We start from the raw sequence: 21,702 nt of genomic DNA on the forward strand, positions 1-21,702 counted from the left end.
CATTGGCGTTTATTTAGCCTTGCGGCTTATAGTTTTTGAGACCACGCTTTTGCTGCTTTTTCTATAAGCGTATATGCATGTTCGAAAGCTTCTCTACTTTGTCTGTATGGATCAGGGATGTTTTGTTCATTTATCCACTGTCCAAACAGCATCGTTTTACCTCGTGCCTCAGGAGCGATTTTGGTTAAGGCTTCTAAATGACCTTTTTCCATAACCAATATCAGATCGTATTGAGCGCAAAGCTCAGGTGTTAATTGTCGTGCTTCGTGTCCATCTAAGCTTACGCTATGTTCGTTCGCGATAGTGGTTGCCATCTCGTCAGCAGCTTTTCCCGTTAGATGGCTCTTATCTACTGCGATTCCTGCTGATGCGACATGTTTGTTTGGTAGTAAAGACTGCAAAAGCCGCTCTCCTGTTGGAGAGCGGCAAATATTACCGACACAGACGACAAGAATATTAGAAAACAAATGCTTACCCTACTTTAAGTTGTATGCTTATGATCTCAACTGAATTGCTGGTTTCTTTATATTGCGCAATTGAGCTGAGTAGCTATCGATTACGTGCCGCAAGAGATAATTTTCTTGCGGCACGTTGTTTTACGGCCAAGTGCGTACTCGTAGTACACCTTCAGTTAGTTCATTAAAGCCGGAAATGGTTGGAACGAGCTGAGCAATCACACGATTCCAACGACTAACAGGTGCAGCCGTCACATAGACTATGTCGTAAGGGTTGAGATCAAACTCAGTACCAATCACCAAAGCAGAAGCGTCAGAAACATCTAGCTGATAAATGTCCGCCATTTTAGCTTCTTCTTTTGAACGTCTGATGACAAACACACCGGTAGCATCTGCGGAGATTTCACTGATACCACCAACGCTGCTAAGAGCCTCAGTAAGGCTCATGCCGCTACGATCAATTTTGAGTAATTTCGGATCGTTAACCTCGCCCATAACAAATACTTTTTGCGCATCGTTTCGAGGAATATGAACAATATCGCCAGGCTTTAGAAGGCGGTTTTGAGTTAAATCGCCTTGTTGCATCAGAGCATACAAAGAGACGTTTTCAACAACGCCATTGCGTGTCAGTGTCGCATTACGCCAATCAGCCTCGGCAGCCAGTCCGCCAGCTCTATTCACAGCATCTAGAAGTGTAAGGGGGATGTTTGTAATTGGTTGTTGTCCTGGCTTGTTAACTTCGCCAGTTACATAAGTCTTTTTAGAGCGAAATGCCGCAACGCTTACATCGACCTGTGGGCTCTCAATGTATTTTGCAAGGCGGCTTGCAATGTCTGCACGAATCTGACGTACGTTTTTGCCTTCAACATGTACGACACCTATGTAAGGGTAGAAGATCGTGCCATCCGAATGCACCCAGTTACCCGCTTCGGCTGAGCTTCGGTATGAGCCCGCTGGGATCGTTAGCTCTGGGTGATCCCAAATAGTGATATTTAGGATATCGCCAGGTCCTACTTCGTATTCATATTTTGCGATTTCAATATCTAACTCTGGGTTTGGTTTTGAAAAAGGGTCCACTGAATTTAAAGACGTTACGCGCTCCAAAGTTAAGGGATAAACGGTAACCTGAGACTCTATATCACTCGATTCAGTGCTCATGACTGTTTTGTCACTGACCGAAAGGTGGCTACCAGGCAAAGTACACCCTGTAAGAAGGATAGGAAGTACTGATATCCCCAAAAATTTATTAAATGTGTTCATTGGTTTATAACTACCGAAAGAAAGTTTGCCGACTGAAATTGATTCATTCTAATTGAACTGCATTTCATCAATATTGATGATTTACTGCAGTTTTAAGCCTTTAGAAAGCGAGTCCATTCAGAATTATTTGTGTAATAAACACTCCAAATGGCTGCTAGCGACTTAGAGCTCTTAGTTTCATTAATGAAGGTGTGAAAATCCGACCCACAAAAAATAGTCAACTATTATCCATCTGGTTGCAATAAAGGCAACAAGTTACTTGAAAAAATACTGACGAATACATGACAAAATTGTGTCTATTTAACGTTAATGAGATGAATGCATGATTTTGCACAAGCAAACAGGCAAGAATGTGAAAAAACTCATGCCAAAGTTGTATGCATCCTATTTACACTATATGCAACTGCCGTTATGCTTCCTGTTGCGGTCGGATATAACAACAAATATTGGAGCTAATTTTGAAAATCAAACTTTTAACGGCAAGTGTGGCAGCAGTCCTACTAGCAGGTTGTGGTAGTGACAGCGATCCTGAGGTAAAAAGATACTCAGTTCAGGCTTATGACCCAGCTGTTATCGGCATGAAAGTTCAAGCAGTATGTGGTGGTGAGACATACGACGCTATTGAAAATACAACAAACTATGAAGGTATGGTTGGTAAAGCGCGTTTTGAAAATATCAACGTTGTAAATGCGCCAGGTGATTGTGCTTTCGTATTAACGCACACAGAAGATAGTAAAGACGCGTCAAATGGTAAACCTATTACATCTGACTACAAAATCCCTCAAGGCCTAGCCCAGACGGATTCATTGGTAACAGGCTCTCCATTTACGACTTTGGTTGCTAACTCTTTAAAAGATGGTGAAGTATACTCTTCTGATATCGCTGAAAAAGTATTCGAGAATTTGGGTATCGATATCAATGCAAGTGGTAAAACAGTTGACGAAATCCTTCGTGATACAGAATCTGTAGTAGCAGGACTTGGTAGTGAGGGTGGTAACAGCGCACTTGCTACTCAGCTAGTTGCAACAGCAAACGTTGTATCAGATATCATCAAAGCGAACCCAACAGCTTCGCCTGAAGCTGTAGCTGTTGCTGCAAAAGCAATAACAGAAGATGTAATCGCGGCGAACCCAAATTATCCTGAGAATGATTCGGGTGATGTTATCTACGTAACGATTCCAGCTGAAGATACTCAGAAAGTTGTTGCTGATGTACAAGAGGCTATTGATAACGACACTCCACTAGAAGATATCGAACCTGAAGTACCACAAATCCCAGATGCGGAAGTCGGTGAGCCAATTGAACCTGAAGATCCACCGGGTCCAGGCACTGGCGCGACAGGCGGTAACTAAGCAAGTTTTTGCTGATAAATTCTAAAGGCCTCTTCAGAGGCCTTTTTTGATCCTATCGTATTGTAGTCATCACCTTTTAGTGAGCCCTTTTCTGTTTAAGTAAGGCAGGATGTGCGGACGTGATTCGCCAGCCAGTTTACTGGTGACTTCTTGCGACCAAGTACTCTGTTTTTGATTGCTCGAACGGTTTGCATAGTAGTTTTGCATGGTTTGGTCATACGTCTGAATATCATCCAAGTTTAGGTCTTGATACTGATTCTCATGCACCACGACATGCTTAGGTAGGCGAGGTTTTACTTCAGGGGCTTGATCTGGATGACCAAGACACATACCAAATAAAATGGCGGTATTTTTAGGTAAACCTAATAATTCGTCTACTTTTGGGGCATTGTTTCGTAAACCACCAATATACACGCCTCCTAGTCCCATCGACTCCGCCGCAAGCAAGCAATTTTGTGCCATGATCCCCGAGTCTACAGCGCCTATTAGTGTTAACTCGGTAAAATCAGCTTGAATATATGGGTTGATACTGGCATGGCGCTGGTAATCAATACAAAACACCAAAAACTCAGCCGCGCTTTCAACGTACCCTTGATTTCCGGCATATTGAGCTAATAGTGTACGTTTTTCTTTGTCGGTCACGCGGATAATTGAAACGACTTGCAACATGCTTGATGAGGACGCCGCAAGGCCGGCTTGAAGAATGGCATCTAATTGTTCGCTCTCAATCGGTTGTGAGGTGAATTTTCGAATTGAGCGGTGATTGAGAATTGTTTGAATCGTGCTGTTCATGGTGACTTAACATCCCCTGTTACGTGTAAAGGCTGAAGACTCACCTTAGCGACATTTGATGAGTCGGTAAACTATCTCAAAAGAAAAACAATGCTTGGCGCATAAGTGTGAAGGCGAATCGAGAATACACCACTCTTTCTGTTTGAGAGCGTATATACTGTTTTTAGAATCAATAATTTAAATGCAGTGGAAAATATGAAAGAACTCATTGTTCATACAGTTACGGTGTTTATGGGCTTCTTTGCCATCATGAACCCTATCGCCAATATCCCCATCTTTTTGAGTTTAACTGCTGATGAAGATAAAGAAACCATCCGTTCCATTGCGCTCCGCTCAGTCTTTATTGCATTTATTATCATCGCGATATTTTCTATTGCCGGTAAGTTAATTTTTGATTTGTTTGGTATCACGCTTTATGCATTGCGAATAACAGGCGGTATTTTGGTGTTTTTGATAGGTTTTAACATGCTTCAAGGTGATTCGACGCATCAGAAAACCAAAGAGAAGGCGTATTCACCAGCTCAGCAACGGGCGGCATTGAGTATTGCAGTGTCTCCATTGGCGATGCCAATATTAGCTGGGCCCGGAACGATTGCTACCGCGATGAACTTTGCGACAGCGGGTGGTTTCGATCAAACCATTATTACTATCGTTTCTTTCGCTGTCCTTTGTGTGATCACCTATGTACTGTTTTTGTTTGGAGACAAATTGGTCAAAGCGGTTGGACCAAGTGCTCTAAATGTTGTGACTAAAATGATGGGCTTAATTCTAGCGGTTATTGGTACTCAAATGTTTATTGATGGCGCGGGCGAAGCCTATAAAACGGTTTTCTCCTAGATTTCTCTTAGACCTTGCCACCTTGGTTAAGCCCGCAATTACATTTCTAACGGGTACGGATTTTTTGAACTTTAGTTTTCATTTTCTAAGAGAGAAATAAATAGACTTCACCTATTTCAATAATAAGAATATTCAATTGTTGTGATTGCACGAATTTCATTACTCTTTTGGCAAGGAGAATGGGGGAAATATGGCAACAAAAGCAATTGTAGTAGAAGGTGGCGCGATGCGAGGCGTCTTCGCAAGCGGAGTGTTAGATGCGTTTTTAGAGCAGAGTTATAAACCGTTTGATTTTGCAATCGGTGTATCTGCTGGTGCATCAAATTTGATTGGGTATTTGACCGACTACCCGCATCGCAGTATTAACGTCATTACTAAGCTGGCCACAAGCAAACGCTTTTTTGACCCGACTCGCTTCGTTAAAGGTGGGGACCTCATCGATGTGAAGTGGTTGTTTGAAGAATCTAATCGCTTGTATCCCGTCGATGAAAATAAACTGTTTAATGGCGTTCCTTTTCTCGCAGCGACAACAAATGTAGATACAGGGCAGGCAGATTACTATCGCGTGACACGTGATAATTTTCACCATGCGATTGAAGCGACAACAGCATTACCGATTGCCTACAAGCATACCCCTTGTTTTTCTGGTGGTTGTTATACCGATGGTGGGGTCGCTGATTCTATCCCAGTGCGTGAAGCTTATCGTCGAGGGGCTCGCGACATAACCGTAGTACTCTCTCACCCGCTGAATTATGCCAAAAAGCCAGTTAAGACCACATGGCTGATGAAGAAACTGTTTGCGGAGCACCCCAAAATGGCGGATGCGATGTTAAGACGTGCAGATAACTATAATCAATCATTAGAGTTTATTCGTAACCCTCCACCAGGAACACATGTTAGGGTAATTGCCCCACCAGATAATTTTCATGTTCAGCGCTTATCAATGCGACAATCCGTTTTACTAGAAGGGTATGAAATGGGACTGATTGAGGGGCGAGCGCATCTCACTAGTTTATCTGGTGTTCATGGTTTAGACCGGGAAAATTGTCATTTTTGCGTTTGATTATAAAAGAGCCTCATAGTGAGACTCTTTTGCATAACGTTCAAAGGGTGATTTAGTTGACTTTATCCCAAGCCATCTCCCAGTGTGAACCTATTCCAGGCTCGTAATGGTTTGCGCTTTCTTTCCACTGCATACAGTAACCAGAGTATGGGAAAGGTTTACATTGATAAATGCCCCCGTCGCTGGCAAGCACTTTTGTGCCCGCCGTGTAGCTAGATAGTCCTTCAGGGAAGACAAAATCGTACTCATCAGATGGTGGTGGAGTAACTGACTCTTCTTTTAAGTGAAAGTCGAGTGTTTGCTGATCCACCAAGTTGCCATCTTTATCCTTAATACGTGTTACGAGCATATGGTGACCCGGCTCCGATTTACTTAAAGCGAGCGATATCGCCTCTACCGAGCCGTCTTTCATTTCGTTTGCCCAACTTGCAAGTGGTTCGCGATGGTGATTGTAAACGGTGAGTTCTGCATTTAAATCGCCTTCAGCAGTTAGTGTCAGATCCAACGTTGTCGGTGTTGACTCAATGATATACTCGTCTGCTAAGCCATCTACTGTGAGTGAGTATTCTGGAACAGGAGTTTCAATGTTATAGCCGATCTCTACTCGCTCAAGGCCGCTATTTGCTTGCAGATACACCGGATTAGTACCATAAACAGGAGTGAATTTATCCTCTGCATACTGCCCGGCTTGCAGTTTTGCTTGTTCTTGGTTTAGCTTAGTCGCGAGTGCGTAAGACCAGTTTTTCGCTTGGCCCATTGCTGCATCGGTAATTTCTAGTTCAGTTCTATACGCCACGTTTTCACCTGCTTGATCAAATACGCGTGTATAAACCGAATCCCCAATATTTAAATCCATTGTAGGAATAATTTGACCGCCTTGCTTCCAATCTGGAATAACGGGACTGCCACCATCAAATTTCACATCGATCACGTTATAAAATGAGGCTGCAGTGTCGCCAACATCCCATACTGCCAGGATGACATGGTATCCCTCGCGAGTAGGCACATTACATTGATGGCTTACCTGTTTCGGGGGTTGAACCATATTGCCGTCGACGACACAGAAAGGAGTTAGATCAAAAGAGTCTCGTGATAGTGAAGCGTTTGGGTTCCAATCAGGCTTGGTGATGTAATATTTCCAGTCGCGCGTCACGTGGTTAGCGGTAAATGTCCATTCAAAAGTTTGTGTACCTGCTTGAATAGGGCGTTTTACCCAACGGTCGGCAGTTTGCTCATCAAGGGCAGCTGCTAAAGCGGTTTCGGCACTCGCTATTTTACCATCGCGAGGCCCTGTTTCGGGAAAGCCATCAGGGCCTTCAACGCTTTGCGGTTCATATTGAATCGCACCGCAGTTATTATTTTTTTCGTTAGTATCTGGCGATGGATACTTACATAGTGCCGAGCGACTTGCAGCGACACCACCATTGGTTTCTGATACATAACCGTGAGCCGCAGCACCTGAGCTAATGCTTGCAAGTGCTAACGCGAGTACGGATTTGGTTGGAAATGATTTCATCACATGTCCTCTGTTATGACTGACAAACTAATGTCACACCCCGGCGCATGCTGAGCATAAAGCAACGCTACAGAAATTGGACTTCTGTAACACTGAGTCATGGTAACCCCGCTATCATGAGCATTCTTTTAGATTTTTAAATGCTGACAGACCGGAAGCTTTGCGTCCCACCCTTTCGAATGGTTTGCCGAAATGTGATTGAGCAGCCAAAATTTAGCTTAAGAATTTACATGTGGAAAAGTAAACGTCACTGACATGGAATCCTGTTCTCAAATTGAAAGATACGATATCTTAACCTCGTCAATATTATGCAGTATCGTATTGCAAGATATTGATTTTAATTTTGTTTTTATCTTATTAATAATCATGGAGAATGAGTGGAGGTTTGTTGGGGATAAATGGAGAGGAATCGTGCTAAGGGTGGAAGAAGTTCTGTCTAAAGGGCGGAGTGTACCGCCCTCTGGATGGTGTTATTTCGGCATTATGACAGTATCAATCACGTGAATGACACCGTTTTTAGCTTTCACATCGGTTGCGATGACATTTGCATCGTTAACCATGACTTTATCGCCCATGGTTTTAATCATCACATCTTGCCCCTGAACCGTAGTCGCTTTGTCTAGCTTAACAACATCGGCAGCCATCACTTTCCCTGGGACGACGTGATAAGTCAAAACAGATACTAACTTGTCTTTGTTTTCCGGCATTAAGAGCATGTCGACTGTGCCGTCTGGCAGTTTTGCAAAAGCGTCATCCGTTGGTGCAAAAACAGTAAATGGGCCTTCCCCTTTGAGAGTGTCAACCAGGCCCGCTGCTTTCACCGCAGCAACAAGCGTATTGAAAGAGCCATTTTCAGCGGCAACGTCGACAATATCGGCTTTCATCATGCCATGCTCATGAGCCTGAACGGGAAGCATAAAAGATAATGTCGCCATCAGTGTCGCCGCGATAACTAAGATACGTTTGAACATAATGTGTTCCTTACTAGTTGAGGGTACAACGGGTTCCCTGGAGTGTGTTTGCATTTGTACGCATCGTGATTGAAAGATGATCATCGCGTCCTACTTTCTTTTGAGGGTCTAACATGTCGCGCAAGAATTCGTCTGCCTTCTTGTTTCACATCAGCTCGTTTCCGCCACGTCCATAAGCGCTCTCTTGCTGCCTTAGCTGCATTGTCTGGTGCGATAATAGGTGCAAGGTAACGGCTATCTGGCTGCAATTGATACATGACAGCTTCCATCTGGGTCATTGTCCAGGGCTCGAATAAAAGAGGGGGAGGAACCATTTGTAACTCAGGTACCCACTTGTAGATGAACGTACCGTTAGGATCATGTTCTTGGGCTTGCTTGATCGGATTATAAATACGGATTGTGTTAGTCCCGGTTACTCCTGCTTGCATTTGGAATTGTGGGTAATGAATTCCAGGCTCAAAGTCGAGAAACAGTTGCGCTAAATGCGTTACACCTACTCGCCAATCCATGTTCATGTGGTGAGTAAGAAAGCTAACCAGCATGGCACGCATGCGAAAGTTAATGTAACCAGTGTGGTGCAAACAGCGCATGCAGGCATCAATCAAAGGTACGCCAGTATGCCCGGATTTCCATGCTGCTAACTTTTCTTCATCGAAAGTACTACTTTGTTTAATCAATGGTTCGTAAGCCCGATTAACGCAGTAAAACTCCATGTCGTATTCCGATTCGAATTTTTGGATGAAGTGACAGTGCCAATGAAGCCGTGAAGACAATGCAATTAAGCTGCGACGAAACCCAGCGACTTGCCAGTGTTTCAAAAGGTATTGATACACTTCACGCAAGGATATGTTACCCCAAGCGAGATATGGAGAAAGTCGAGTACAGGCTGTGCGTGAGGCTGTGGGACTAGAAATGCTTCGATAGTAATCACGACCTCGACGATGGAAAAAGTCCTCTAGTGTTTTCCAAGCGAGCCGGCTTCCTCCCGTTTGCATTCCTTTGCATTTTGATAGCCAGGATGATGGTGGCGAAAACGAACAGCCGAGAGCTTCTGCATCCAATGAATGCAATAAGTCGGTTTGGAGCTCAATAGGGCTTATTGAGGCTCTCATGACAGAGTCCCAATGTTTGTCCCAACCTTGCCGGTTTATTGCACCTCTGATTACAGCACCGTGTTCGAATTCAAACCAGTCGATGTTCTGCTCATACAGCCAAGCGGCAACTTGTCGGTCTCGTTCAAAGGTGCAGTTGAGTCCTATTTCTTGGTGAGAAAAAACAGCGTTGATTTGATATTGCGCTTGAATTGATTGGAAACATGCTAAGGCATCGTCAAACAGCACCGTGATTCGATGCCCATACGCTTTGAGCGTTTCATCCATGTCTTGCAGTGATTGCCAAACAAATCGCCAGTGGCGCTCAGAATAGTGTGGGTTGTTCAATAGCAATGGTTCAACAATATACAAAAGCACAGTTGGGTGCTTTGTTGATAATGCTTGAGTTAGTGGTTGATGGTCAGTCAGCCTTAAATCTCGCTTTAACCACACGACATTGATTGTTTGCATCGGAATCCTCTTTGTTTCCGATGTTGTACGCAAGTAAACCGAAGAAATCTCATCCAATGATCGGTTTTATTCCACAAAACGTAGAGATAACTTTTAGGGAGGTGACACATGGCAATAGCATTGAGTAAGTTACAAAAATACTTCTATGTGGACAAATTGGTCATTCATTCGCTTGATCTCGCATTGTATCAGGCATCTGTTGTGATTGATGGAGAAGCGCAATTTATCACTGATGACAACGGTATCTTTTTGAGGGCTCATTCCCTGATCGAGATGCAAAAGAAGTGCAGGAATATCAAAGCAAATAAGCAGGTTCTAGTGCATCAAAGTGCTTATGATGAAATGGTGGGGCTACCCGAAGGCAAAAGAGACAATCAACTAGAGGTATTGGTGAGGGATACAAAATTGTATTGAAAGAGTATTGGTGCGCAGTAAAAGCGAGCCACCTTACGGCAGCTCGCTAAATATAAGGAGAGTTAGGCTTAGTCTTGTTTACGCTGCGCTTCTTTTTGCGCGTACTTAGCGGCACGTCGGGCTTCTCTTTGCTTGGCACTTTCACCACCAACATGCTGCTCGCCTCGCTGCTCTGCAAGAACAATTTGTTTTTCACGCTCGCGGAATCGAGCAATTTGTTCTTCTGAGTGTGTGCCGTGACATTTTGGACAGCTCACGCCTTGCTCGAACAATTCTGACTGTTTGTCTTCTTCAGTGATCGGTAGACGACAAGCGTTACATAAATCGTAATCTGCTTTTTCTAGCTGGTGGTTCACTGCAACACGCCCGTCAAATACGTAACAATCGCCTTCCCACATGCTCTCTTCTTGAGGAACTTCTTCAAGATATTTAAGAATGCCGCCTTCTAGGTGGTAGACCTCATCAAAGCCCTGTTCTTTCATGTAAGCCGTTGATTTTTCGCAGCGGATACCACCGGTACAGAACATCGCAACTTTCTTGTGTTTTGCCGGGTCCATGTTTTCTTTTACATAGTCTGGGAATTCACGAAAGGTTTCAGTATTTGGGTTTACAGCGCCTTTGAATGTCCCGATCTCGATTTCGTAATCATTACGTGTATCGACAACAAACACTTCAGGATCAGCAATAAGATCGTTCCACTCTTGAGGTTTCACGTAAGTACCCACTACGTGGCGAGGGTCTATACCTTCAACACCTAATGTTACGATCTCTTTTTTCAGTTTCACTTTGGTGCGATTGAATGGCTGGGTCTCAGAATACGACTCTTTGTATACGGTGCCAGTCAAACGAGGTTCGTTGTTTAGCCACTCCAGTAGCGTATCAATACCTGCACGATCAGATGCAACAGTACCGTTGATACCTTCACTTGCCAGTAGTAATGTTCCGCGAATATGGTGTTTTTCCATCAACGCAAGTAATGGCTCGCGTAGCTCTTGATAGTTATTCAGCTCAACAAACTTGTACAGCGCACAAACTACATACTGACTCATGAGGTTTCCTTTAAAAATACAGGTGGTCAACGACCTTAAAATTTTAGCGGCACGAAGTATACCTGACTAAACCAGTCGGAAATACGGACAAATTATACGGATATTATGAGTAGGCGGGGCCTGGCGGTCTTTGATAGGGGGAGCATGTCCGCAGGTGAAGCCGCTATGTGTTCAAATTATAATCATTAATTATAGTGAGTTAGGTAGGTTGGAGCCGATACTTTTGGTTTAAATTTATGCTGTTTTGGGCCCTTCAAAAAAGTTAGGCGCAAGAAGCACCAAGTAATCACCGGAGTCATTGACAAGGAAAGGACATGTCGCAGTTTTATACATGAGGTGGTGAGGGACAAAGGTTTAGGGACAAAGAGTGAATGACTGATCGCCATTGTTCATAAACCGCTATAAAACGCCTTTTCACCACATACTGAAAAGGCGTTTTTCTAACGTCTGCCGTGCTTATTTCAACGTAGCTGCGGTCTGTTTTCCCATGGCAATGAGCCTGTCGAGAATACGTTCACCGTCGGCACGTAAGCCGTTGTGCTCGTACTCATTGGTGATCCACGCTTTTGAGTTTGGTATTAACGCGAGCGTCTCTCGGCTGATATCCATTTCAACAAACATATCATCGGCGTAAACGGCGCAACTGACAGGCACTTTGTTCTGAGCCAGTTGTGTTTGATCGTACAGCGCAGTCCAATCTTTTTTCGCTGCCAATATTTCTGCGGCGTCTTTTAGTGGTTTGAGGTTAACGTATTGGTCGAACATCCATGGGAAGACCATTTCCCCCGTAAAGTAAAATGGCTTGCCAGATTCATAATTAAACTCTGATCGGGTTTGGCGAACGCGGTGCGCACTCCAATTCGACGCGAAGCTTTGGCAGTAAATCGATTCATGCAAAATGGCGTAGATCGGGTTGGTTTGGAAGTTTTGCTGCGCCAACATATCGTTTAAGAACTCATAACGAAGTTGTGGTTTGCCGTTCACTTCAATCAACGCGCTTTCTAGCCAATAGTAAGTTGGTAAGAAAGTATCACTCACACCAAAGTTGATGCCGATTTGTTGAAATTGTTCCACCGTGAAGCGTTGACCATTTGGTAGGTACTCTTCATTTTCTAGCAAGTGATTCGCAATGTTTTGGCAAAGTTGCTGTGCATTGGGAAATTGTTGGAAGAACGCTTGGTTTTTCTCCATGGTGCGTTTGAAAGTGGCTTCATACACATCGTCGGCATGACGCGAGACTGATGGCACGCCACCTGTGATGTAGCTTTGTAGCAAGCTGTCTGGGAACAAAGACAAATAGGTGAGGGAGCAAAAACCACCAAAGCTTTGACCTAAGATCGCCCATTTTTCGACGCCAAATTGCTCACGAATGTATTCCGCATCACGAACAATGTTGTCTGCGCGGAAGTGGCTTAAGTAGTCTGCTTGTTGCTGCGGTGTGAAATGAGCCAGAGTCTGATGATTAATCACCGAACTATTGCCCGTACCGCGCTGGTCGAGGAGCAAAACTCGGTACTCTTGCAGCGCGCGTTTTACCCAGCCGTTATTGCCGTTTTGACGCGGAGAGGGAAAGCCAGGTCCGCCCTGAAAGTAAACCAACCAAGGTTTGGTCGATTCTTCATCGCCAACTAGGCAAACCGCACGGGCGAAGACTTCAATGGTGCCTTTGCTCGCGTCTTGGTAATCCAGAGGAACGGTAAAACTGTGGGGAGTGTAATGCAATCCTGCGTCGATAAATGATTGAGCGTTCATTGTTATCTTTATTTCCTTATTGAGGGGTAGCGCTACTTTACTGCGAATGGCGCGAAGAACCAATGCTATTTCCCAATTGCCTCTTCAGTTCCATACCTTGGTCAAATCAATGTAAGTTCAAGAAAATGAAACGATTAGCGACTGGTGCAACTGGTTGAGTGAGCTATGCTCAATAGAGTTGCGACAAAGTAAGAGCATGGAGGAAGTCGGATGAAAGTGTCACTGGCTCGATGGACAATTGTGACTTGTTTAATAAGCGTACCTACTTTTGCCGTTGTTACGCCCAACCCACCTCAGTTACAGGCAAAAGGCTACGTATTAATGGACTTTCAATCCGGTGCCATTATTGCCGAGCATAACGGGCGAGCAGGCCTTGCTCCGGCGAGTTTAACCAAGTTGATGACCGCTTATGTAGTTGGACAAGAAATCAAAGCGGGGCGTTTGAAATGGGATGATGTTGTCACCGTGAGCGAAAACGCGTGGTCGGCCAAGTTTCCCGGTTCTTCTAAAATGTTCATCAAACCGAAAGATGAAATTAGTGTTGCGAACTTAATGCGCGGTGTGATCATCCAATCAGGAAATGACGCGTGCGTTGCACTGGCTGAGCACGTTGCAGGCAGTGAACGCGGCTTTGTCGCCTTGATGAATGGTTGGGCGGAGAAATTAGGACTGCAAGACACCTATTTTGTGAACTCCCATGGTCTTGATAGTGATGGCATCCAAACCTCACCAACCGATATGGCAAAACTCATGCAGTCGATCATCAGCGATGTTCCCGATGTGTATGCGCTATACAGCGAGAAAGTCTTCAAGTGGAACGACATTACGCAGTACAACCGCAATAAGTTGTTGTGGGACAATTCCATTGATGTCGACGGGGGCAAAACCGGCTACACCAGCAATGCCGGATACAGCTTGGTGAGCTCGGCCAAAGAAGGAAGAATGCGCCTTATCTCGGTGGTGATGGGCACGCCAAGTAAACAGGCTCGGATCAGCCAATCGAAGAATCTACTCAGCTATGGTTTTCGTTTTTATGACACCAAGCAAGTTGCTAAGCAAGGCCAAGTTGAGTCTAAAGTTCGCGTTTGGAAGGGAAATACCAATCAAGTTGAGGCGATCTTTGCTAAAGATGCCTATCTCACTCTGCCTCGTTCAATGACGGCTGGGCTTGATAAGAGTGTGGTGTTAAATGAACCGTTGATTGCGCCGATCGCGCAAGGAGATGAGATTGGTAAGGTCGTTTGGAAAAGCGATGACAGTACCGTGGCGAGTTATCCCTTGGTCAGCAGCCAAGCGGTAGAAGAGGGCTCGTGGTTCGGTCAGCTTTGGGACAGTCTGGTGCTGTGGGTGAAATCGTTCTTTAACTAGAATAAAAACGAGCAGAAGTGTCTTTCTGCATTCTTTTGTTGATGACCGCCCTGCTATAACGCTGGGCGGTGTCTTATTTAACGGTTTATTCCGACAAGGTGATGATTGGTAAATCGTCCCAAATCCTACTTTCATCCGATGCGCCACCGGAGAAGTTCCAAGGGCCTTTGTCTTGCTCTAGCGGACGGTAAGTTGCTGAAAGACCGTCTAAGTCCCAAGTCGTGACATAGAAGCGGATACCATCGAGCGAATCTGGGCGGCCTAGTGCATCGCTAGCAAAGTCCATCGAAATGGTGTTGTTGGCTTTGTCTACCGTGACCATTGGTGCTGGTGTCACCGCTTCACCCCATGTTGTCGCGTTTGCGCCTTGAGTGTTGTAAATCGAACTTTGCCAGCCGAAGACCACGGCATTGCGACTCCATGTTCCGCTTGGCATAGAAGCGTTGATTTTAGGCAGTTCCGTTAGGTTGGTTGCCGCTTCTTCCGGTAAATCAATGAAGATGGTGAAACCAACGTGGTCAAAGCCGTTTGGTGGCAACCAAGTATCGGTGATCTTGTCCATAGTGAAGGTCAAGCGCACGTTACTGCCGACGGTAAATACCTCAGCTTTGTTGATTGCGAGTTGGCTGTTATCTTTATCGAACGTTGGATCCGTTGGTAGCGAGTAGTTACCGTTAGGACCGCCCATGCCATCTTGCGCATCGCCTGCGTCATCAATGGTGTCGTCCGGCGTGTTTGACCAGCTTAGGTTGGAGACAAAATTCACGTCCTCGATGCCTGCTTTTTTCTCGGTGGAATAAATCGCGAAGCGGTGCTGTTGCTCGCCAATCGCAAAATGACGAGTCGACAGCGTGACACTAAACTGACCATCAGCACCTACAGTAATGGTTTGCGCTGTTTCCAAGTTACCATCGACGACGAGGTTCAACTTCTCGTTGGCGTTCGCACTACCCGCGATAACAATATCACCAGTGATGGTTTGTCCTTCCCAATCCTGCGCTATTTGGATGTTGAGGTCTGGGGTATCTACAGATTGATTGCTGCTTGTTTTTGAGTAAATCACTGCTGATTTGGCTGGCAACTCAAGGGTTACGTGACCGTTTTCATCGGCGATTAACTGCTCTGGAGCGTCCGCCCAATTCGACATGATTTGTTGTTGGAAGACGGTGCCGCCCGCTTGCTCTACATCGAGTTGGTTCATCAACATTGGGGAGTTAGATGTGTTCATTACCACTAAGACTTCGTCGTTATCCAAAGTGCGGGTAAAGGCGAACACACCTGCACCAGCTTTATCGCTGCCAATGACTTTCATTTCGCCGCGTGTCATGACTTTGTTTTCGGTACGTAACTTAGCAAGCTCTTGGATGAACAAGTACATCTCGCTGTTTTGGTCGAATGAGTCTACGTAGTTGCCATCTTCACGGTACCCTCCGGCGAACATCGCATCACGCGCCGCTGACATCGCTTGCTCTGTACCTTGGTAAATCACAGGGATGCCCGGTACCGCCATCATTGTGATCAGAGCTTGCTTCATATCGTTGACACTGCCTTGCGATAGAAAACGTGGCATATCGTGGTTATCAATGAAGTTCGGCATGATGTATGGATTTGGGAACATGTCCATCATTTTCTCAAGACGGAAACGTAAATAGTCGGTCGGTTGCCCTGATGCAAATACGCGCGTCATGGTCGCTTGCAATGGGAAGTTCAGTACCGAGGTTAGCTGTTTCGGCGAGCCACTTTCACCGATGTAAGTCAGCATCTTCTCTTCGCCTTCGGTGTGGTAAGGCGTAGATGTTTCGAATACTTCACCAAAGGTCAGGAAGTTATCGCGACCGGTATCAACCGCTTGAGTCATCACACCATCGTCGGCGTGCAGGAAGTCGTTCCAGAAATCGTGCTCAACAAACTTCACCGTATCGATACGGAATCCGTCGACGCCGACTTCGCGAATCCATTTTCGGTAGCTCTCTTTTAGATAAGCGCGTACTTCAGGATCGGACGTATTAAGGTCATCCAAATCAGAGAGCTGCCAGGTTTTTTCTTGTACCGGATCGTTGTGGTCGGTGATGGTTGGTGTCCAGTGGTAGCTGCCTGTGCCGTCTGTTTTACACTCGTTCATGTTGAGTGGGTACGGCAGTTCTTGCCCGGCGGGTAGTGTATTTTTAATCAAACGGAAGCCTTGGCAAGGTAGGCTTGGATCATAACTGTAAGGATCATCGTAGGTGAAGAAGTTGCCTACATGGTTGGTCACGATGTCCTGAATTAAGAACATGTTACGCGCATGCACTTCGCGTGCTAACGCTTGGTAGCTTTCCATGTCACCAAAGTGCTCATCCACTTTTTGGAAATCGCGCGCCCAGTACCCGTGGTAGCCGCCGTAGTTTTGTTCTGCATCCCACCATTGGTTTGCCACTGGCGGAGTAATCCAGATCGATGTGGCACCGAGATCTTCGATGTAGCTTAACTTATCACTCACACCAACGAGGTCGCCGCCGCTAAATTTTTTATCCGAAGTCGGATCGAATTCGTTTTGCCCTTGATCATTAAGAGCGCTGTCGCCGTCGTTAAAACGGTCGATCATCAGGAAGTAAATGATTTGATCTTGCCAATCAGGAGATGCCACGTGGCTGCCTGTATCGACTGGTGTGGTTTCGTCGCTTCCACAGCCAGAAAGAGCAAGAGCGATCGCTAAAGGAAGTATTTTTATTTTATTCATTGGGTTAGGTAGAGTTTCAAACACAGTTTTTGCCTCCGTTATGCAGCATGCAGAAACGATAAAGCAAAGGTTTGAAATTGAGAGTGTCATCTCACGCCAAAAAAGACGTGGAATGATGTCACGAAGTGCTGAATTTGAACTGTGCTACATATTTAACTGAGTGGTTGCATAATTGGGTATTGAATCGGGTAATGGTCTTTGGCTAACTCATTACCAGAATGATCATAGAGTCGAAATCGACACTGTTTAGCCGTTTGGGTGAGGGGAAGTTGTAGCGCCCAGCATGTGTAATCTTCTGCATTCTGAGTTTGGCTCATTGTGTGCGGAGCTGGCGCATCACCCACGTAGCAATCGATCTTCGCCACGTCTTTTAATCTACATGCGAGTTCCACAAACAAGGTGTACTGTGTACCGAGTTGGATAAGTTGTTTTGTCGGGACAATGTATTCCGTTGCGCCAATTAAAAGCCCCTTGGAGACCACGTAATCACGCTGGTGGTTGTTATCAATGTAGCGCTCACCATCGACTTCATAACACAGTCTAAAGGTCAGTGGATGTGCGACAGGAAGCTCTGTTGTCGCCCATAGTTCGGTGCCATTATTCAAAAAACGCTCGAAGAAGGCTGGGTAGCGACGCCACGTGCCATCACGGTCTCGACACTCAACTGAGACCACTTTTTCAAACGCAATATTATCCACTTCCATCCAGATTTTACCGACGGGTTGGTCAATGTCGTTATCGGCTAAAGTATTCGCTTTGGCGTAGTACAAGCGGATGGGTTGGTTGTTGAGATGAGTGCGGTTATCTAAGCACTGCTGGCGATATTGCATGGGTGAAAACGGATACCAACGACGAAAAGTGCGGTGAAAGTTCGAAGGTTCTTCATAACCAAGTTGATAGGCGATTTGCTGCGTTGTGAGTTGGGTGTCGGCAAGCAAAGTGAGTGCTTGCTTTCTTTTAGCGAAATCAACGCATTGAGAGTAGCTCATTTGCTTCTCTTGCAGTCGACGTTGCAAGGTGCGTTTGGAGACGCCCAGTTGCCTTGCCGCTTGCTCTAACTTGAGCGCGTAATTGCTGTTTTTGATGAACAAGGCGTTCAAAACACTCAGCAATTCGGGTTGTTCAATTGGCTGGTGAGAAAGTAGCAAATAAACATGTTTCACCAGTTCAAACACGCTTGAACTCGTTTTAGAATCTCGCGTTTCCTTTAGAAAAATATCGGCCGTGAGTGGATTGTTGGCGTGAACTTGTACCTGTATTGATTCGCTTAGCTCAAGCATCTCCAACTGCATTTTGAGCAAGCCAAACACCGACTCCGCCCAATTTGGCATATCGGCTGTTCTGCATTCTACTTGCAGATGGATTTGGGCATCACCATGTTGAAATGTGACGTACAAACGGCGGTCGAATAATGAGACACTTTTACTCCACCAAAGCAGCCCTTCTTGGAGGTTAGGCGCTTCTTTCAACATCATGCATTGCAAGGCCACCAACTTCTCAATGTGCCAATATTCGCCGGCAATTCGAAGGTGATTGTGACCGAGCTTTTTGCACAGAAAGGATGTAATAACGTTATCTTGAGGCAGCATGAGTTGAGTTTGGTTGCGAGCAAACATGCATTATTGCCGAAAAGATGAAGAAGTTCAGTGAGAACGCTCAAAGCCTTTCTTATCGTTTTATTTTCAAATTTATTTTGAAAATGTTTTTAATCGAAATCGGTTTTTCCCTTTATCTCATGAGGTTATGCTGTTACTCAGCTTAAACTCATTAATTGGAGAGCCTCATGGATATCGTACAAGCTGCAAAATCTCGTTACTCAACGAAAGTGTTTGACCCAACGCGCAAGCTATCTCAAGAAAAAATCGATGCAGTTAAAGAGCTGATTCGTTTTAGTCCATCGAGTGTGAACTCTCAACCTTGGCATTTCATTCTGGCAAGCACAGAAGAAGGCAAACAGCGCATCGCTAAAGCGGCGCAAGAGAACTACGCATTTAACGCGGCGAAGATTCTCAACGCTTCTCACGTATTGGTGTTTTGTGCGAAAACAGGCATTGATAACGACTACATTGAAGCGCTAATGGTGCAAGAAGAAAAAGATGGCCGATTCCCAACTGAAGAAGCGAAAGCGGCTGTACGCGGTGGTCGTAGCTACTTTGTGAACATGCACCGTTTTGATCTGAAAGATGCGAACCATTGGATGGAGAAACAAGTTTACCTCAACGTGGGTACGTTGCTGTTGGGGGCTTCGACGTTAGAAATTGATGCAGTGCCAATTGAAGGGTTTGATCCAAAAGTGCTGGATGAAGAATTTGGCTTGCGTGAAAAAGGTTACACTAGCGTTGTAATCGTGCCGCTTGGCTACCACGCGGAAGATGACTTCAACGCGAAAACGCCAAAGTCTCGCTGGGACGCAGAAACCGTATTCACCGAGATCTAATTCGAGCTTACTTACAGGTGACGTAGAACCCCGTAATCAATATATAAATCGCAAAAGAGTGATAAAACGATGATCCACTTAGTCGCAGAAGTGAAAGCCTATCCAGACCGTAAGGATCAGGTGGCGAATTTGCTTTCTGGTTTACTAGAGCCAACTCGCAAAGAAGAAGGCTGTTGCCAATACGAGTTGTATCTCGACGAGAAAGTTGAAGGCCTATTTATGTTCCAAGAAATCTGGGCATCGCAAGAGGCCTTGGATAAGCATTTGCAAAGCCCGCATATGGCGACGTTTCTTGAAACATTGGAAGAGAATGATTGGGTTGAATATACCCAGATTCGTCCTCTTCGATTTATCGCCTAATTACAGAAGGTTACCAGCACGTTGGCGCGTTGCTGGCAGCATTTTTGTTGGATAAAGTCGCGGAAAGTCCGAATCGTTGGCGTCAATAATCGACGATCGGCGCACACCATGTAGAGCGGCACTGGGCCGCAATCCCACTCTGGTAACACTCGCACCAATCTTCCCTCGATTAAGTCTCGGCTGATGTCCATCAATGATTTATTCGCAATGCCTTTGCCTTTGATCGCTAACCGGTGTGGCAAGTCACTATCGTTGCTCAACAAGTTACCGCTGACCACGATTTGTTCTTTCTCGCTGCCACGCGTGAGCGTCCATTTGTTGTAGACCGAATCCGCGACCATGTAGCACAAGCAGTTGTGTTGCGTTAAATCGGCAGGAGAGGCGAGTTCTGGATGTGTAGCTACGTACTCTGGCGATGCACATAATATCCGTTCATTTGACCCACATAATGCCAATACGACCAGATTGGAGTCGGCCGGCTCGCCGTAGCGAATCGCAATATCGACAGGCTTGGTGTACATATCCGTCAAGCTATCGGACAGCTCTAGTTTAATGGAAACATTTGGGTAGAGACCGATGAACTCATCCACCCAATCGAGCAACATATTGCGACCAAAATCGGAGGGTGCAGTAATGTGCAGTTGACCAGATAACTCGCCACGCGCGCTTGAGATCTGATCCAACCCCTCTTGCAATGTTGCCAACGCTTGCGTGGTTTTGTCTAAAAACAGTTCGCCCTCTGAGGTTAAACGCAGGCTTCGGGTGGAACGCACAAACAGTGGGAAACCGATTTGCCCTTCAAGACGCTTAATCGATGCGCTAATGGCGGCAGGTGTCATGTCCATGCTGTTAGCGGCTTTTGAAAAGCTGCCTTGGCGCGCGGTTTCGACAAAAATATTGAGGTCGTTGAGGGCTTTCATAATGAAAAGGGCTTTTAAGAAGTTTGGGCTACTATAGGGGAGAGTCGTAGGCCAATTCAAGGTTAAAACATTAGGTTGCACGGCGAGTTTGAGTTAGATTAGCGCGAAACTTCACTTTACCGGATCAATAGCATGAGCCAACAGCAGCCGAATAACCCACTTCACGGGTTGAGTTTAGAAAAAATCGTCACCCGACTAGTTGAACACTTTGGTTGGAATGGCCTGTATGAGCGCATTCGAGTGAACTGTTTTAAGAAAGATCCGTCGATCAAATCTTCTCTGAAGTTTTTGCGTAAAACGCAATGGGCAAGAGACAAAGTCGAAGCGCTGTATATTGAGACGTTTTGCTAATCACTCTATGTCCAGCAGCAAGCGGTAAGTAGATTCTAAGTCTCGCTAGAATGACGTAGCTTTTCTTATCGCGTAGGCTGGAAGAGTCGCGCTGCTGATGCGTCTCAAGCGAGATTCCGGATGGTCACATAGGTTTATCTGGAATCGCTTTTTTAGATGGTTTTGTAGAGGTCAGAGCCAAACTCGAACCGTCATTCTGAACCGCGAGGAACGAGCGTGATTCAGAATCTACTCTCAGATTGCATTGAGTTTATTCATGGTTCTATGGTCTGCAGCAAGAGGCAAGTAGATTCTTAGTCTCGCTAGAATGACGCAGCTTTTCTTATCGCGTAGGCTGGAAGAGTCGCTCTGCTGATACGTCTAAAGCGAGATTCCGAGTGACTCACTTAGGTTCTTCTGGAATCGCTTTTTTAGATGGTTTTGTAGAGATCAGAGCCAAACTCGAATCGTCATTCTGAACCGCGAGGAACGAGCGTGATTCAGAATCTACTCTCAGATTGTATTGAGTTTATTCATGGCTTTAT

The 21,702-nt window shown here is 45.4% G+C and carries 19 protein-coding genes and 1 riboswitch; of the genes, 8 read left to right on the forward strand and 11 right to left on the reverse strand.

Features of this window, described 5'->3' with window-relative positions:
• Window positions 1-26 precede the first annotated feature (26 nt).
• Together R7070_RS06910 and R7070_RS06915 are read right to left on the reverse strand one after the other, a co-directional pair.
• A complete protein-coding gene (locus R7070_RS06910; protein ID WP_031780905.1) occupies window positions 27-467 on the reverse strand; it encodes a phosphotyrosine protein phosphatase in 441 nt (146 codons plus the stop codon).
• Window positions 468-596: 129 nt separating this feature from the next.
• The gene (locus R7070_RS06915; protein ID WP_017820139.1) at window positions 597-1,715 is read right to left on the reverse strand and encodes a polysaccharide export protein; all 1,119 of its coding nucleotides are present in this window, start codon (window positions 1,713-1,715) and stop codon (window positions 597-599) included.
• Window positions 1,716-2,173: 458 nt separating this feature from the next.
• Between R7070_RS06915 and R7070_RS06920 the strand changes: the two genes are divergently transcribed.
• Window positions 2,174-3,067, forward strand: coding sequence for a hypothetical protein (locus R7070_RS06920; protein WP_017820140.1), 894 nt, complete (start codon window positions 2,174-2,176; stop codon window positions 3,065-3,067).
• A 69-nt stretch (window positions 3,068-3,136) separates the two neighbouring features.
• Here R7070_RS06920 and nfsA read toward each other — a convergent pair whose 3' ends face one another.
• Window positions 3,137-3,859, reverse strand: a complete 723-nt coding sequence (nfsA, locus tag R7070_RS06925; RefSeq protein WP_318141172.1) for an oxygen-insensitive NADPH nitroreductase — start codon at window positions 3,857-3,859, stop codon at window positions 3,137-3,139.
• A 195-nt stretch (window positions 3,860-4,054) separates the two neighbouring features.
• On the opposite strand from nfsA, the gene R7070_RS06930 reads away from it, so the two are divergent.
• Both R7070_RS06930 and R7070_RS06935 read left to right on the forward strand, forming a co-directional pair.
• On the forward strand, window positions 4,055-4,696 hold the full coding sequence (locus R7070_RS06930) for a MarC family protein (RefSeq protein ID WP_005374889.1): 642 nt from the start codon (window positions 4,055-4,057) through the stop codon (window positions 4,694-4,696).
• A 190-nt stretch (window positions 4,697-4,886) separates the two neighbouring features.
• Window positions 4,887-5,759, forward strand: coding sequence for a patatin family protein (locus tag R7070_RS06935; RefSeq protein WP_017634445.1), 873 nt, complete (start codon window positions 4,887-4,889; stop codon window positions 5,757-5,759).
• Between the two features lie 52 nt (window positions 5,760-5,811).
• On the opposite strand, the gene gbpA is transcribed toward R7070_RS06935, so the two are convergent.
• The 3 genes from gbpA to R7070_RS06950 all read right to left on the reverse strand — a co-directional run bounded on the left by gbpA (window position 5,812) and on the right by R7070_RS06950 (window position 9,808).
• Window positions 5,812-7,275, reverse strand: coding sequence for an N-acetylglucosamine-binding protein GbpA (gene gbpA / locus R7070_RS06940; RefSeq protein ID WP_017634444.1), 1,464 nt, complete (start codon window positions 7,273-7,275; stop codon window positions 5,812-5,814).
• A 98-nt stretch (window positions 7,276-7,373) separates the two neighbouring features.
• Window positions 7,374-7,474: riboswitch (cyclic di-GMP riboswitch) on the reverse strand.
• 271 nt (window positions 7,475-7,745) lie between these two features.
• Window positions 7,746-8,246, reverse strand: a complete 501-nt coding sequence (locus tag R7070_RS06945) for a fasciclin domain-containing protein (protein WP_005374896.1) — start codon at window positions 8,244-8,246, stop codon at window positions 7,746-7,748.
• 80 nt (window positions 8,247-8,326) lie between these two features.
• Window positions 8,327-9,808, reverse strand: a complete 1,482-nt coding sequence (locus R7070_RS06950; RefSeq protein WP_225477312.1) for a cryptochrome/deoxyribodipyrimidine photo-lyase family protein — start codon at window positions 9,806-9,808, stop codon at window positions 8,327-8,329.
• A 108-nt stretch (window positions 9,809-9,916) separates the two neighbouring features.
• On the opposite strand from R7070_RS06950, the gene R7070_RS06955 reads away from it, so the two are divergent.
• Window positions 9,917-10,222 carry a DUF6482 family protein gene (locus tag R7070_RS06955; protein ID WP_017634442.1) on the forward strand — a complete coding sequence of 102 codons (306 nt, stop codon included), beginning with the start codon at window positions 9,917-9,919 and terminating at the stop codon, window positions 10,220-10,222.
• 68 nt (window positions 10,223-10,290) lie between these two features.
• Here R7070_RS06955 and R7070_RS06960 read toward each other — a convergent pair whose 3' ends face one another.
• Complete coding sequence (locus tag R7070_RS06960) at window positions 10,291-11,271, reverse strand: rhodanese-related sulfurtransferase (protein WP_017634441.1); 981 nt, start codon at window positions 11,269-11,271, stop codon at window positions 10,291-10,293.
• Between the two features lie 456 nt (window positions 11,272-11,727).
• On the reverse strand, window positions 11,728-13,023 hold the full coding sequence (locus R7070_RS06965) for an alpha/beta fold hydrolase (RefSeq protein WP_132936264.1): 1,296 nt from the start codon (window positions 13,021-13,023) through the stop codon (window positions 11,728-11,730).
• A gap of 210 nt (window positions 13,024-13,233) precedes the next feature.
• Between R7070_RS06965 and R7070_RS06970 the strand changes: the two genes are divergently transcribed.
• Window positions 13,234-14,391: a D-alanyl-D-alanine carboxypeptidase family protein gene (locus R7070_RS06970; RefSeq protein WP_005462693.1), complete on the forward strand. Its 1,158-nt coding sequence runs from the start codon at window positions 13,234-13,236 to the stop codon at window positions 14,389-14,391.
• Window positions 14,392-14,476: 85 nt separating this feature from the next.
• On the opposite strand, the gene R7070_RS06975 is transcribed toward R7070_RS06970, so the two are convergent.
• Complete coding sequence (locus R7070_RS06975) at window positions 14,477-17,134, reverse strand: alpha-amylase family glycosyl hydrolase (protein ID WP_256900231.1); 2,658 nt, start codon at window positions 17,132-17,134, stop codon at window positions 14,477-14,479.
• A 128-nt stretch (window positions 17,135-17,262) separates the two neighbouring features.
• Entirely contained in the window at window positions 17,263-18,726 is a 1,464-nt protein-coding gene (locus tag R7070_RS06980; protein ID WP_193837785.1) for a helix-turn-helix transcriptional regulator, read from the reverse strand.
• 167 nt (window positions 18,727-18,893) lie between these two features.
• On the opposite strand from R7070_RS06980, the gene R7070_RS06985 reads away from it, so the two are divergent.
• Together R7070_RS06985 and R7070_RS06990 are read left to right on the forward strand one after the other, a co-directional pair.
• Complete coding sequence (locus R7070_RS06985) at window positions 18,894-19,547, forward strand: oxygen-insensitive NAD(P)H-dependent nitroreductase NfsB (RefSeq protein WP_005384588.1); 654 nt, start codon at window positions 18,894-18,896, stop codon at window positions 19,545-19,547.
• A 69-nt stretch (window positions 19,548-19,616) separates the two neighbouring features.
• Window positions 19,617-19,907 (forward strand): putative quinol monooxygenase, encoded by a 291-nt coding sequence (locus tag R7070_RS06990; RefSeq protein WP_017820150.1) that lies wholly within the window; start codon window positions 19,617-19,619, stop codon window positions 19,905-19,907.
• On the opposite strand, the gene R7070_RS06995 is transcribed toward R7070_RS06990, so the two are convergent.
• On the reverse strand, window positions 19,904-20,827 hold the full coding sequence (locus R7070_RS06995) for a LysR family transcriptional regulator (RefSeq protein WP_318141173.1): 924 nt from the start codon (window positions 20,825-20,827) through the stop codon (window positions 19,904-19,906). The genes R7070_RS06990 and R7070_RS06995 overlap by 4 nt on opposite strands.
• A gap of 132 nt (window positions 20,828-20,959) precedes the next feature.
• Here R7070_RS06995 and R7070_RS07000 point away from each other — a divergent pair, with 132 nt between their 5' ends.
• On the forward strand, window positions 20,960-21,178 hold the full coding sequence (locus tag R7070_RS07000) for a VF530 family DNA-binding protein (RefSeq protein ID WP_025768615.1): 219 nt from the start codon (window positions 20,960-20,962) through the stop codon (window positions 21,176-21,178).
• Window positions 21,179-21,702 lie beyond the last annotated feature (524 nt).

The organism is Vibrio sp. 1557 (genome assembly GCF_033340175.1).
Lineage (GTDB): Bacteria > Pseudomonadota > Gammaproteobacteria > Enterobacterales > Vibrionaceae > Vibrio > Vibrio alginolyticus.

Coding starts and splice junctions, on each gene's coding strand:
- R7070_RS06990 (WP_017820150.1), top strand. CDS start 19,617: ATGATCCACTTAGTCGCAGAAGTGAAAGCCTATCCAGACCGTAAGGAT.
- nfsA (WP_318141172.1), bottom strand. CDS start 3,859: ATGAACAGCACGATTCAAACAATTCTCAATCACCGCTCAATTCGAAAA.
- R7070_RS06955 (WP_017634442.1), top strand. CDS start 9,917: ATGGCAATAGCATTGAGTAAGTTACAAAAATACTTCTATGTGGACAAA.
- R7070_RS06970 (WP_005462693.1), top strand. CDS start 13,234: ATGAAAGTGTCACTGGCTCGATGGACAATTGTGACTTGTTTAATAAGC.
- R7070_RS06930 (WP_005374889.1), top strand. CDS start 4,055: ATGAAAGAACTCATTGTTCATACAGTTACGGTGTTTATGGGCTTCTTT.
- R7070_RS06915 (WP_017820139.1), bottom strand. CDS start 1,715: ATGAACACATTTAATAAATTTTTGGGGATATCAGTACTTCCTATCCTT.
- R7070_RS06965 (WP_132936264.1), bottom strand. CDS start 13,023: ATGAACGCTCAATCATTTATCGACGCAGGATTGCATTACACTCCCCAC.
- R7070_RS06995 (WP_318141173.1), bottom strand. CDS start 20,827: ATGAAAGCCCTCAACGACCTCAATATTTTTGTCGAAACCGCGCGCCAA.
- R7070_RS06950 (WP_225477312.1), bottom strand. CDS start 9,808: ATGCAAACAATCAATGTCGTGTGGTTAAAGCGAGATTTAAGGCTGACT.
- R7070_RS06985 (WP_005384588.1), top strand. CDS start 18,894: ATGGATATCGTACAAGCTGCAAAATCTCGTTACTCAACGAAAGTGTTT.
- R7070_RS06935 (WP_017634445.1), top strand. CDS start 4,887: ATGGCAACAAAAGCAATTGTAGTAGAAGGTGGCGCGATGCGAGGCGTC.
- R7070_RS06980 (WP_193837785.1), bottom strand. CDS start 18,726: ATGTTTGCTCGCAACCAAACTCAACTCATGCTGCCTCAAGATAACGTT.
- R7070_RS06945 (WP_005374896.1), bottom strand. CDS start 8,246: ATGTTCAAACGTATCTTAGTTATCGCGGCGACACTGATGGCGACATTA.
- R7070_RS06960 (WP_017634441.1), bottom strand. CDS start 11,271: ATGAGTCAGTATGTAGTTTGTGCGCTGTACAAGTTTGTTGAGCTGAAT.
- gbpA (WP_017634444.1), bottom strand. CDS start 7,275: ATGAAATCATTTCCAACCAAATCCGTACTCGCGTTAGCACTTGCAAGC.
- R7070_RS07000 (WP_025768615.1), top strand. CDS start 20,960: ATGAGCCAACAGCAGCCGAATAACCCACTTCACGGGTTGAGTTTAGAA.